Annotated in this window: 13 protein-coding genes; 7 read left to right on the top strand and 6 right to left on the bottom strand. The window is 38.5% G+C overall.

The window, feature by feature from the left end; translation table 11 throughout:
- Nucleotides 1-115 precede the first annotated feature (115 nt).
- Nucleotides 116-1,942, top strand: coding sequence for a PAS domain-containing sensor histidine kinase (locus N521_RS16605; RefSeq protein WP_035392228.1), 1,827 nt, complete (start codon nucleotides 116-118; stop codon nucleotides 1,940-1,942).
- A 25-nt stretch (nucleotides 1,943-1,967) separates the two neighbouring features.
- Here the strand turns inward: N521_RS16605 and N521_RS16600 are convergent, their stop codons facing one another.
- Nucleotides 1,968-3,140, bottom strand: coding sequence for an aminotransferase A (locus N521_RS16600; RefSeq protein WP_035392226.1), 1,173 nt, complete (start codon nucleotides 3,138-3,140; stop codon nucleotides 1,968-1,970).
- Between the two features lie 294 nt (nucleotides 3,141-3,434).
- Between N521_RS16600 and N521_RS16595 the strand changes: the two genes are divergently transcribed.
- Nucleotides 3,435-4,319, top strand: a complete 885-nt coding sequence (locus tag N521_RS16595; RefSeq protein ID WP_035392224.1) for a cation diffusion facilitator family transporter — start codon at nucleotides 3,435-3,437, stop codon at nucleotides 4,317-4,319.
- 64 nt (nucleotides 4,320-4,383) lie between these two features.
- On the opposite strand, the gene N521_RS19715 is transcribed toward N521_RS16595, so the two are convergent.
- Nucleotides 4,384-4,536, bottom strand: a complete 153-nt coding sequence (locus tag N521_RS19715; RefSeq protein ID WP_017367142.1) for a hypothetical protein — start codon at nucleotides 4,534-4,536, stop codon at nucleotides 4,384-4,386.
- A gap of 300 nt (nucleotides 4,537-4,836) precedes the next feature.
- Here N521_RS19715 and N521_RS16590 point away from each other — a divergent pair, with 300 nt between their 5' ends.
- The 3 genes from N521_RS16590 to N521_RS16580 all read left to right on the top strand — a co-directional run bounded on the left by N521_RS16590 (nucleotide 4,837) and on the right by N521_RS16580 (nucleotide 7,794).
- Nucleotides 4,837-5,376: an RDD family protein gene (locus N521_RS16590; RefSeq protein ID WP_007498690.1), complete on the top strand. Its 540-nt coding sequence runs from the start codon at nucleotides 4,837-4,839 to the stop codon at nucleotides 5,374-5,376.
- 125 nt (nucleotides 5,377-5,501) lie between these two features.
- Entirely contained in the window at nucleotides 5,502-6,812 is a 1,311-nt protein-coding gene (locus tag N521_RS16585) for an MFS transporter (protein ID WP_035392222.1), read from the top strand.
- A gap of 73 nt (nucleotides 6,813-6,885) precedes the next feature.
- Nucleotides 6,886-7,794, top strand: coding sequence for a chemotaxis protein (locus N521_RS16580; protein ID WP_008348035.1), 909 nt, complete (start codon nucleotides 6,886-6,888; stop codon nucleotides 7,792-7,794).
- Between the two features lie 237 nt (nucleotides 7,795-8,031).
- Here N521_RS16580 and N521_RS16575 read toward each other — a convergent pair whose 3' ends face one another.
- Together N521_RS16575 and N521_RS16570 are read right to left on the bottom strand one after the other, a co-directional pair.
- On the bottom strand, nucleotides 8,032-8,493 hold the full coding sequence (locus N521_RS16575) for a YkyB family protein (RefSeq protein WP_007498684.1): 462 nt from the start codon (nucleotides 8,491-8,493) through the stop codon (nucleotides 8,032-8,034).
- Between the two features lie 219 nt (nucleotides 8,494-8,712).
- Complete coding sequence (locus N521_RS16570) at nucleotides 8,713-9,609, bottom strand: helix-turn-helix domain-containing protein (RefSeq protein WP_035392220.1); 897 nt, start codon at nucleotides 9,607-9,609, stop codon at nucleotides 8,713-8,715.
- A gap of 113 nt (nucleotides 9,610-9,722) precedes the next feature.
- On the opposite strand from N521_RS16570, the gene N521_RS16565 reads away from it, so the two are divergent.
- Nucleotides 9,723-10,667 (top strand): DMT family transporter, encoded by a 945-nt coding sequence (locus tag N521_RS16565; RefSeq protein WP_035392217.1) that lies wholly within the window; start codon nucleotides 9,723-9,725, stop codon nucleotides 10,665-10,667.
- Nucleotides 10,668-10,823: 156 nt separating this feature from the next.
- On the opposite strand, the gene N521_RS16560 is transcribed toward N521_RS16565, so the two are convergent.
- Nucleotides 10,824-11,039 (bottom strand): hypothetical protein, encoded by a 216-nt coding sequence (locus tag N521_RS16560; protein WP_008348016.1) that lies wholly within the window; start codon nucleotides 11,037-11,039, stop codon nucleotides 10,824-10,826.
- Between the two features lie 165 nt (nucleotides 11,040-11,204).
- Here N521_RS16560 and N521_RS19710 point away from each other — a divergent pair, with 165 nt between their 5' ends.
- Nucleotides 11,205-11,381, top strand: coding sequence for a hypothetical protein (locus tag N521_RS19710; protein ID WP_164071367.1), 177 nt, complete (start codon nucleotides 11,205-11,207; stop codon nucleotides 11,379-11,381).
- A gap of 225 nt (nucleotides 11,382-11,606) precedes the next feature.
- On the opposite strand, the gene N521_RS16555 is transcribed toward N521_RS19710, so the two are convergent.
- Nucleotides 11,607-12,884, bottom strand: coding sequence for an MFS transporter (locus N521_RS16555; RefSeq protein WP_008348012.1), 1,278 nt, complete (start codon nucleotides 12,882-12,884; stop codon nucleotides 11,607-11,609).
- Between the last annotated feature and the right edge of the window lie 60 nt (nucleotides 12,885-12,944).

Genomic DNA, 12,944 nt, shown 5'->3' with positions numbered 1-12,944 from the left:
GAAAATATGGACGTTTCACACGAGATTGGGAGGAAAATACGGTTTTTCTAGCGAATCCTTTTTATACATCAAACTAAGGACAACCCTAAAAAAATTAAAGGAGGGTCGGACGACGATGGAACAAAAAATGAAAGATTCGAATCAGCTGTACTCGAATATTGATTTACATGCCGTTCTTTCTTCTAATGGCCGCTTTCTCTACATTTCTTCCAATTGTAAGCAGCTTTTGCTCTATGAACAAAAGGATTTACTAGGGTGTTTTTTGAAAGACTTTGTTCATACCGAAGATCAATTTCTCGTCGAAAGTTATTTCTATAATCAGCACATGCTAGAGATTTGCCACTTTAGACTGCTTAGAAGTGATCTTACAGCTGTATGGGTAGAAGCAAGCATTGATTTTGTTGCTTGTGATGGGTTAGACAACGATTTGAGTAGAGAAATGATCCTGAAAATGAGGGTAATGAATACAGAGCCTCAAAAAGCAGTATTTCAACCAACAGAAGTGTCAGAACAGTCGTTAGGCAGTCTACCGGCTTTCCAAGATGTCAGTGAAGCTGAAAATCTGATTGCCATGCTGCCAAATCCGTTATGTATTACGGCACTTGGGAAAATTGTGTATGCCAACGATGCGATGCTGCAATTAATGGGTGTATGTACAAAAGATGAAATGATCGGCAAGTCTGCGTTTGATTTTATTGCCGAGGAGTACCATGACATTGTGAGAAGCCGAATCAACAGACTGCAGCAAGGCCTTCCAGTCGGAATGATTGAACAAATATGGAAAAGGAAAGACGGGAGCATGATTCATATTGAAGTGAAGTCATCTCCGGCAATTTATCAAAATCAACGGGCAGAACTTTTACTATTAGTGGACATCTCTTCCCGTAAAAAATTTCAAACCGTTCTTCAAAAAAGTAGAGAGCGGTATCAGCTGCTTATCCAAAATTCCATTGATACCATCGCCGTCATCCACGATCATAAATGGGTATTTATGAATGAATCAGGTATTAAATTATTTGAAGCCGAACATTACGATAAATTAATCGGAAAAGATATCTTTCATCAAATCCATTCATGTGATCAGCAAAAAGTCAAAAAGAGCATATCACGTATTATCGAAAGAGCATCAGATTCTGAGATTGTGACGATGAGCTGCCATACGTTTAAACACCGGTTGATTTATACAGAAATGGTTTGTATCCCTACCACATTTTTTGGTGAAACAGCCGTTCAAATTATTTTAAGAGATATATCTGAACGAAAACAAACAGAAGAACTCATGCTGCGCTCTGAAAAATTATCAATCGCAGGTCAATTGGCAGCAGGCATTGCACATGAAATAAGGAATCCACTGACGGCGATTAAGGGCTTTTTACAGCTCATTAAACCAAAAACAAAAGACCGTGATCAATATTTTGAAATTGTCTTCTCTGAGCTGAGCCGGATTGAAATCATCTTAAGTGAGCTACTAATGCTTGCAAAGCCGCAGCAAACGGCATCCATGCAGACGCTTGATTTGAAAAAAATCATTAGCGAAGTCACCGCTCTGCTAGAAACACAGGCCAACTTAAATGGAATTTTGATGAACACAAGTGATATTGAGGAGGATCTCCTGATGAATGGGGATCAAAACCAGCTGAAGCAGGTGTTTATCAATTTAATCAAAAATGCCGTCGAATCCATGCCAGACGGAGGGAAGGTAGACATTACCGCCAAAGCCGAAAAAGAAGGGATACTTGTCACGATTAGAGATGAAGGAATTGGTATTCCTGAATCGGTCATGAAGCGGATCGGTGAACCTTTTTTAACGACAAAAGAAAAGGGAACAGGGCTTGGGCTCATGGTGACATTTAATATTTTAGAAAATCACAACGGAACCATCCGGGTAGATAGCCACCCAGAGAAAGGGACTGTGTTTCACATCATGTTTCCCGCAAAATAAAAACAACGGCAAGAGAGCCGTTGTTTCATCCGTCTGTTGATTGTATGGAACGCTTTTCAAGAACAAATTGTTCGAGACGGTCAAGTCCTTCTTTTAACGTTTCAAGTGAATATGCATAGGAAAGGCGCACATATCCTTCTCCGAGTGAAGAGAAAGCAGAACCAGGTACGACCGCAAGTTTTGTACTTTCTAACAACTCCATGCAAAAATCAAATGAACTCATCCCAAACGATTCAATGGAAGGGAAAATATAAAAAGCGCCGGAAGGCTTAATGACCGGAAGCCCCATAGAAATGAGTCGATCATATACATAGTCGAGTCTTTTCTTATATTGCTCTCTCATGATCAGTGCATCATCCACACCATTTGTCACTGCTTCAAGTGCCGCCTTTTGTGAGATAGCCGAGGCACAAGACACGTTATATTGATGTACTTTTAATACATGTTTAGCAATAGGAGCGGAAGCAAATAAAAAGCCGATTCTCCATCCGGTCATGCTATGAGATTTTGACAGTCCATTGATGACAATCGTCTGTTCCTTTAAGAAAGAAGCAATGGAATGATGTGGACGATCAAATGTCAGCTCACTATAAATTTCATCAGATAGAATAAAAATATCCTTTCCTTCAAGAAGCTGTGCAATTTCTTTCAATTCTTCTTCTGATAGCGTGACCCCAGTTGGATTTGAAGGGTATGGAAGGACAACACACTTTGTCTTTTCCGTTAATGCATCTTCAATCAGCTTGGCATTTAATTTAAAACCGGCATTTGTTGTGTCAATATGCACGGGCACCGCACCGCACATCCGAATGATCGGTTCATAGCCAGGGTACACAGGGCCGGGCAGGATGACCTCATCGCCTTCAGTCAAAATGGTTCGAAACGCAGCATCAATTGCTTGACTCGCACCTGTTGTCACAATGATTTCTGTCTCTGCATCATAATCAAGATGGACTTTCTTTTTGATGTATTGCTGGATCGCTTGTCTTAGCTCTAGAAACCCAGCGTTATGAGTATACGAGGTGAAATTCTCGTCAATGGCTGTTTTGGCAGCTGTTTTGACATGATGCGGCGTATAAAAATCGGGCTGACCTATGGTCAATGAAACGACATCCTCATATGAAGATACGAGATTTGAAAATGTTCGAATGCCTGAAATTTCAATATCCTTTACTCTTGGATTCAGCAAATGCTCCATTTCTCATCACCTTAAAAATTTATGTTTTTATCCTATTTTACCATTCACTGCATAAATGTCACCTGCGGAAAGGCTTCGGATATCGTTATATGTAGTCTATTCTCCTATCCATCACAGCATGAGTGATAGATGAAGAAAGAGCAACATTTATTATAGCGTAACCTGCTCGGAAAATACAGCTCTGCTTAAGATGATTAGAATAAGGCAAAACGGTATAAACTGAAAGAACGAGAGAATCGAGTCATGGGAATTGCTTTCACAGGCATACGATCTCCTGAAGGAGGACGATAATAGATGGATCAATCAGCAAAGACATCGAAAATAGCCTTTTTATCCGTCATGAGTAATACGTTTGTTGTGGTCCTTAAAATCATTGTAGGGGTGTTAACTGGATCTGTTGCGGTTTTATCAGAAGCCATTCACTCTTTTCTCGATTTAATGGCCTCTTTTATTGCATTTATCTCTGTTCGTATTTCAAGAAAGCCGGCAGATTCAAAACATCCTTATGGACATGGGAAAGTTGAGAATATTTCTGGAACGATTGAAACTTTGTTGATTTTTGTTGCTGGGATTTGGATCATTTATGAATGTGTTCATAAATTAATGCATCCAGAGCCTGTTAAACTGCCGGTACTTGGTATTGTGGTCATGCTGATCGGGGCACTTATCAATTTTGTTGTGTCGAGAGTTGTGAACAAAGAGGCAGAGCGAGTACATTCTGTTGCCATGAAATCGAATGCGCTGCATCTTTTAACAGATGTGTTTACGTCACTAGGGGTCGCTATTAGTTTATTGCTTGTTGCATTAACGGACTGGTATTTCCTCGATCCGATTATTGGAATGGTGCTAGCGCTCTATATTATGCGTGAAGCGTTTAAACTCATGAAGGAAGCCTTCCCGCCGCTTGTTGACGCCCGGTTAACCGCGGAAGAAGAACAAGCAATAGAGGCCATCATTCAAACATTCAGCCAAGAATTCATTGAATATCATGACTTTCGAACAAGACGATCCGGTGCTGAAGAATATATTGACTTCCATTTGATTGTTCATGGAAAAACAACCATTGAAGATGTTCACCAATTATGTGATCGAATTGAAGAGAACATCCAGCAGGCGTTTCCGCATGCACAAATCTTTATTCATGTAGAACCTGAAAGTGAAAGAAGCACGCAAACGTAAAAAGGCGATACCACCTCTTTGAAGGTTGTATCGCCTTTTTTTACGCTTCATCTATGAAATGAAATCAATATCCATAAGCAGTATCGTAATCTTCATACCAAGAGATATAAGCAGCATCTTCATTTGATAAACCATGTTTCATATCTAAAAAATCAGCTTCGCAAATATCTTCAATCACAGTCATTTCGTTGTTCTTTAATAGTACGACAGTTCCCATCATGAACACCTTTCTTTAAAAAATCCTTGACTATTGTACCATGTGAAACGTGATTGTCAACAGAAGAATCGAAATGAGAGGAAAATATCACAAAATGTTAAAAAATCAGGCGTTGAAAGAACTAGATGTGCCATAATTTTCGTGAATTTTCAGTATTTATTCACATAAATCATCATTTAAAAATGATCTAAAATTCATGTAAAAATGTAAAGCTCCATTGATCTTGCGATATTCATAAGATATAATAACGAATGATTATAAGAAATTTATAGAAAACATACATAATAAAGGAGAAATAGGATGGAAACAAACATGTCAGAAGCACCTATTCAAGAAGAAAAACATCCTGAACTAGCTGGAGTAGGTTACCGTTTTCTTGCTCATCTTTTAGACGGTGTCATTATTAGTGTACCATTTTCAATCATTGTATTTATTCTCGCAACACTCTTTTTTGTCTCAAGCCCTGAGGCGGCATTTTTAATGTATGATGATAGCTATTACTATTCTTCAACGGTGATCACGGATGAAGAATGGGCAGTCATTGTGGGCCTTCTCTTTTTCTATGGCGTAACGACCTTAATCGGTATCGCGGTGACTTGGCTTTATTATGCGATCATGGAATCATCAAAGTTGCAAGGAACTCTTGGCAAGATGGCTCTTGGCATCAAAGTGACAAAAGTAACGGGTGGAAAAATAACATTCGGGCGCGCGACAGGCCGCTTTTTTGCAAAAGGCTTTTTGTCTCCAATCTTATTCATTGGCTACATCATTGCGTTTTTCACAGAAAAAAAACAAGCACTTCACGACTTGATTGCAAGTACCATTGTCGTAAAGAAATAATGAAAAGAAGCACCTCTGCTAAATAGTAAGGGGTGTTTTTTGTATAGATTGCTTGTATGGAAGAGGGAAACGTCACATAAAGTAGAATGATAGTGAAAATAAAAGCAGAGAAGGGAGTCAATCTATTGAAAAGAGGGAAAATGACCGTTCAGAAAAAAGGGGCAAGCTTCGGGCTCTTTTTCACAGCACCTGTTTTGGCCTGGGCATTGTATGATTTTGCAAATACGATATTTTCATCGAATATGATCACCATTTTCTTCCCGTTTTACTTGCAGGAGACGATAGGCGACAGTGCGAGGATGGATCAAATCGCTAGTACATTTATTTCTTATGCGAACGCACTTGCAAGCTTTTTCCTCGTCATTTTTACGCCTTTATATGGTGTGCTGATTGATCGTACAGGGAAAAAGAAGCGGTATATCACGGTGTTTACCCTGATTTGTATTGCCTGTACCTTTATGATGGGGATCTTTGCTGGGATTGATTTCTCAAGCGAATGGTTTGGTCTTCCTGTCTCCTTATTGGTGGTGGTTACCTTGTTTGTTATCGCCAAATTTTTCTATCACTCTAGTCTTGTTTTTTATGACACCATTTTGCCCGATCTTGGGACAAAGGATGAAATCCCCCTCATTTCTGGATTCGGTATTGCTGTCGGCTATTTAGGTACACTTGTCGGCCTTTCTGTTTATTTACTTGTAGGAAATGACCAGTTTCATGAAGCATTTATTCCGACAGCCCTTTTATTCTTTCTCTTTTTTCTGCCCTTTCTCTTTATTATAAAAGATCCTCAACCTCTCCCGCAGCAAGAGAAAAAGTCGTCTTTTTTCAGCGGGTATAAAGAGATTATTCGTACATTTAAAGAGATGAAGCAGTACAAACCGGCCTTTATTTTTATGATCGCCTTCTTTTTTATGAATGATGCGTTGCAGACAGCGATTGCGATGATGGCTGTTTATGCAAAAATTATCATTGGTTTTACCGCAGGTCAATTTATTTTGCTTTATCTTGTGTCCACGATTTCAAGTATCATTGGCTCGTTTCTATTCGGATATGTCACAAAGGCCATCGGGGCAAAGCGCTCGATTACAGTCGTGTATGTCATTTTAATTGTGGCGCTCATTCTAGCTGTGACAGCGACAACGGAATGGGTCTTCTGGGTAGCAGGCAGTTTATTTGGCATTTCACTTGGCGCGAGCTGGGGATCATCACGAATCCTCATTATTGAGCTGACGCCTAAAGAAAAACGAGGACAATTTTTTGGTCTCTTTGCGTTTTCGGGAAAGGTGTCTTCAATTGTTGGTCCCATCATTTATGGCTCCGTCACACTTCTATTTGCATCACATGGGAATCTCGCAAGCCGTCTTGCATTAGGGTCTTTGCTCATCCTTGCAGCCATAGGACTTGTGATTCATCAATTCGTGCGAGAGAAAGCGTAAAGAAACGTCAACTTTTTACCCATGCTGCCGATATAAAAAGTACAATCTTATATTGAAGAATAGAGGGATTTCCGTGGCTTTAAACAAACAAGAAATTTTACTTGACTCTGGTACTAATGAATTGGAAATTGTGAAGTTTGAAATTGGTTCAAATCAATTCGGCATTAACGTCATGAAAGTAAGAGAAATTATTCAGCCAGTTGAGGTGACAGTTGTACCGCACTCTCACCAAGATGTAGAAGGGATGATTAGTTTACGAGGCGAGATTTTACCAGTCATCAATCTATTTTCCTTTTTTAATGTCGAGTCAGATCAGTCAGAACAAGAGAAATACATTGTGACTGAATTCAACCAACGGAAATTTGTGTTCCATACAGGAACGGTATCACAAATTCACCGCGTCAGCTGGGAAGAGATTGAAAAACCAACTGCACTCAATCAAGGAATGGACCGTCATTTAACAGGGATCATCAAGCTTGACGAGAAAATGATTTTCCTTCCAGATTACGAAAAAATCATCTATGATATTGAATCTGCATCTGGTGTAGACACATATCATATGTTTGACGGTGAGAAAGACGAGAGAAGAACAGGGAAGAAGCTGTATGTTGTTGAAGATTCTCCGCTTCTTATGCGCTTATTAACAAATGAATTAACCGAGGCAGGCTATAAAAACATTGTGACCTTTGAAGATGGAAAACAAGCATATGACCATGTCATGGATCTTGTCAGTAAAGGCATTAGTGTGACAGAAGAAATTGATATGATTATTACAGATATAGAAATGCCAAAAATGGATGGACATCGATTAACAAAGCTGCTGAAGGACAATCCTTTAACACAGTCCATTCCAATTCTCATTTTCTCTTCATTAATTACGGACGATCTGCGTCATAAAGGGGAAACCATCGGTGCAGATGATCAAATTAGTAAACCAGAAATTCATCAGCTGATTGAAAAAGTAGATCATTTTATTATCTAAAGAAAAAACCACTCGCTTTGAGTGGTTTTTCAGCGTGTAGACAAACCCTCGCATTCTTTGTCAGTCCTGCGCTCTGGTGCTCACGAATGCCAAATTCGCTCCGCGCCAGTACTTGTCCTTCCTAGGGCTGCAAAGGTTTTCTTTCACGCTGAAAAGAAGACAAAGAGCTAAAATAAACAACATTTTAGCCCTTTGTCCATAATCTGAAAAACCACTCGCTTTGAGTGGTTTTTCTGTTTAAAAATAACTTTCCCCGAGCCGTTTGAAGACGGGTTTTGTATAATGTGATTTTTGTTTTGTGGCGGCAGGTTTTTCTTTTAAACCGACATACGTTTGAAGTATTTGTTTCGCTCGATTTAATGACATATTCGCTTTTGGATTGCGATATGATTGATTTAAATTTCCTAAGTGTGGCAAAAATTCGAAGTCTTCTTTGGTTGGTGGCAGATGAAAATAATAATCTCCAATTTCAATCAGCACGTCGGACTGTTGTTGACTATATCTGGGATTGTTAGAGAAATGTAGGCCCACTTTTCTTCCTTTACCTTCTTGCAATAGTTTTTGCAGCGCACGTTTTTTCAAAAGATAAAGAAACTTGGGATTTGGTGCGGTTTTAGCATGGCGGTTAACAGTATAAATGGCTTTTGCGATGTTTTCTGCTGTAGGTTCTATGTCTTTAGTATGAGCATAATCGTCCATTTTTTCTCTCCTTTGTCTTTCGTCTTCCTGTGCTTAGTATAAATTATACGTTTTTATTAGTAAATTGCAAATAGACTTATTGTAAAAACCATTAGATTTTCATCACTCTTATTTACAATAGCCATTCATGATGATTCTGAAACGTGAAGAAGAACAATGAATGAATCCTTCTTAGCAAGAGCACCATCATTTATCCGGTATCCTTTCCAACTAGGCGTTTCAGTTGGATGTAAACGATGCCTTTGATTTTCTATATGATAAAGGTGTTGTATTTTTTACTCTTTTAAAAATACTAATAAAATAACTAGTGCTGCTGAAGCCAACTTGGTAGGCGATTTCTGTTATGTTTAAGTCCGTCTTTTGAAGCAAAATGAGGCTTTGTTGAATTCGATATTCATTCACATAATGTATAGGAGATTTCTTTAAAATATCATTGAAATATCTACAGCATTCAGAGCGGCTTAATTGTCCTTCACGAGCGATATCTTGAAGAAGAACCTTTTCATGATAATGTTCATGAATCCAATTCAGCATATGTTTCATACGTTCATTTCTATCGTGCTTACGAGCATCATATGTCAGTTGAAAACGATTTTGTAAAAGGCATTTCCAAATCGTGATGAGCTGTATATTAAGTTCGAGTTCATAATATGCCGGAGTTTGTTCGATTAATCGTTGAATGATTTGTATACATTGATAGATTCGGTTTGGCCATCCGTCTTTTCGGTTGAATAAAATAAAAGGTGTTTGACTCGCATGCATATATGGATGAACGAACGTGGTGAATAACTCATTGGCTGTGATGAAGTGAGGTGAAACGTTTAAACAAATATAAGTACATGTCGTCCCATTTGCATCCTTTGCCATGTGTAAGCAGCCACTGTTGATGAATACACCATCTCCTTGCTGAATGTTCAATATCTTCTCGTTAATGTGAAACTCAGCCTCTCCCTCTAAAATAAAGACGAATTGAAATTCGTCGTGCCAATGAAGAGGGATATATCCGCTCATATGATCACGAATCTTTGTATGATATAGAGCAATAGGCCATGTGGTGGTTGAATGCTCCGTTAATTCTTTCAGATTGTTGTCAATAAGAAAATGATGATTGTGCATGGTTCTCCTCAATATTCTTTTATTTTTATGTTCAATTGATATATCAATATGTAAAAAATTGAACTACTATCAACTATATTATCATGATTTTTTTAGAATTGAGGAGAATAAAAATGAAGAGGAGAAAGGGAATCTTTCTTGTACTGATAGGAGCTATCTGTTGGGGAGTAGGAGGAACCGTTTCACAAAAATTGTTTCAGCAATATGGAATTGACGTCCATTGGCTGGTCACTGTCAGGCTGCTCATTTCAGGCGGGTTGCTTTTATTTGTTCATTACATGACGAAAGAACGCACGCAATTGATTGGCGTGTTGAAAATGAAGAGTACGGCCATTCAAGTGCTGATATTTGGACTAATGGGCATGTTAGCTGTTCAATATACTTATATGGTGTCCATTCATCATGGGAATGCTGCGGTAGCTACATTGCTACAGTATACAGCACCTGTCATGATTATCGTGTATCTAGTATTTCGCCGGCAATCCACTTTTACAAAAAGAGATATGTTGACGGTCGCATTGGCTTTGGTTGGCATGTTTCTCTTATTGACGAATGGTTCCGTTTCCACATTAACTGTTCCAGCTGTCGCGGTATTTTGGGGAATACTATCAGCCGTGGCATTGTCCTTTTATACGTTATATCCAATCAACCTGTTAAAACAATTCGATTCACTTGTTGTTGTTGGCTGGGCGATGCTTATAGGGGGAGCTGCCCTTAGCTTGGTCCATCCTCCATGGAAGGTGAATCTGTCTCAATTACCTTTTGAAGCGTATATCTATTTATTATTTGTCATTGTATTTGGAACGATGGTCGCTTTTTGGTTTTACATCGAAAGTTTGAAGTATTTATCTCCGAAGGACTCAAGCTTAATTGGAAGTGTCGAACCCCTTGCAGCAGTGATAACCACTGTTTTCTGGTTAAAAGAGCCATTTGGTCTTTTCCAGTGGATAGGGACAGCGTGTATTGTATACATGATATTATTCATGGCATTATACCAGCCTAAAATAAGAGGGGAAAAGAAGAAATTGGGTTCATTGATAGATGATAAGGTAAATTAAATATGTGAAATGTATATAAAGTGAACTATTAAACATAGATAACTACCTATTTTAAAATAAATGGGTAGTTAATGACTTATATGAGAACGGGATTGCCGGATAAAATCTACCATATGCAAGACAATCATGGTCGAACATATGGCTTAAGATCATGGACTATTTCGTATGGCTAGAATAAGCACAGTAAAAACAGCCGTTAAAATCAGTTTCACTCGTCATTTTTTTGGCTTCATCCATGGCGCTTTCACTGTTCATGTGTAGACCAATCAATGTACGACTTGCTGCATCACCTAAAAATGCGCAGTCTTCTGTATGTACAACGTATTGTCCTTGATCATTTTTTGTATGAATAAAATAATAGCTTTTTAGCATACCCCTCACCTCCAACCTGACTATATTACTATAAAACTTCCAATATTGTAAAGAATTTTTATTAAAAATGTTGCATTTATAAACATTCCTTTTATTTCATAAAAAGGAAAATTGGTTGTAAGATAAGAAGATCAAAGTCAATGAGAACAGAAAGGACGGTTTAGATTGAAAGATATTTTAACGCCTTTATTGGTCGCTTTTGTGGTTGGAGGCATTGTGTATATGATAGATGATCGGCCGATTCATCCTTTTCTTCTTTTTATCATCTTATTTATCAGCATTTATACAGTCGATAGAATCGTTCATTTTGCTTCAAATCATTTCGATGAGCAGAAAAAATAATCGTCGTTTATGTTACTGCCATGAAAAAAGGACTTTCTATAGAAGAAAGTCCTCAGCGTGTAGACAAACCCTCGCATTCTTTGTCAGTCCTGCGTGCTGGTGCTCACGAATGTGAAATTCGCTCCGCGCCAGTACTCGTCCTTCTTAGACTGCAAAGGTTTTCTATCACGCTGAAAAGAAGAAAAAGGGCTAAAATAAACATTATTTTAGCCCTTTTTGCTTCATCTATTGTACTCCCTGTCCTTTTAATTCACGTTGCACATCTAAATCGGCAGCTTCTCTGCTGAACTTTGGCAGTGTAATGAAGTAAAAAAGGAAGACGAGTAAAATAATAATACCCATTCCGTAATAAATGTAAGAAACATTGGTGATGAGCTTTGGAAATAACACGGCAATTAAACCTAGCGTCATTGATTGTGCAAACATGGTAAGCGGATCAACCCACCCTGATACGCGTCCCATCAGACGAGGGTGAACAATTCTTGGGAGCCAGCCTCCAATGACAATGTTGACTGGACCAATACATGTACCAATGACAAATGATGTGACATAAAATAACCATAATGTATGGGTAGAACCAAGGACAAAAATTAAAATACCTGCAACTAGAATTGGAATCGACATGAGATATTGCATCTTTACCTTTTTCGCAAGAATAGAGCCAAGTAAGCTTCCAACTAGAAGTCCGGCACCGATTGCGATCGTAAAAAAGGATGTATGCAGTTCAAAATGGTCCGGTGAAAGACCGTATTTCATTGTAAACATCGGAAGAACGGCAAATGCGCCATTCACAAGACCAAAAACAAAAAAGCCGAAAATTAAAGAAGCCAATAATTTATTTTTTAAAATATAGAGAATGCCTTCTTTAAAATCTTTTAGAGACGTCTTAACGGTCATGCCTTTCCAGCCTGCTTGTCCATTTGGCTGTCGTGCTTCAATTGGAATATTGCATGATCGAATGAGAATACCGGAAATAATAAAACTGACCAAATCAATGGTAATAGCACCGTGAAGTCCAATCGTTTTATACATAATGGCACCTATTCCAACACCAAATACCATAAACAAACTAAACAGCATCTGATTTAAACCAGCAGCTTTTGCATATTGATCTTTATTTAAAATGGCCTGAACGAGAGAGGCTTCAGCTGGATAGAAGAACTTCGTAATGGCGCTTCGTATAAACAAGATCAAGAAAATAAGCGGCAGTGAATTAAAATAAATGACGATAAATAAAACGATCGTCAGCCCAGCTCGTATCCAATCACAATTCTCTGCGACTTTTTTACGATCAAAACGGTCTGCGACCACACCGACCATAAAAAAGACAAAGATCGTAGGCAGTGAATACATTAGCTCTGCTAAAGTGGCGTAAGCGGGCTGATGACTAAAATGATCGAGCAAATAAAAGGCAAACGCCATATTGCCTACTGTTGTCCCCATTTGCGAGGCAAGTGCTGCAAAAAAGAGACGAACAAAATTTCTGTTTTTAAAAATATCCATAAATACGCTCCTTAACCTGAAGATCCCACTTTCTATCATATAAAATTTTAACCATTCGTA

This window comes from Bacillus sp. UNC125MFCrub1.1 (assembly GCF_000701305.1).
GTDB lineage: Bacteria > Bacillota > Bacilli > Bacillales > Bacillaceae > Bacillus > Bacillus altitudinis.
This window is presented reverse-complemented; position numbering and strand designations above follow the sequence as displayed.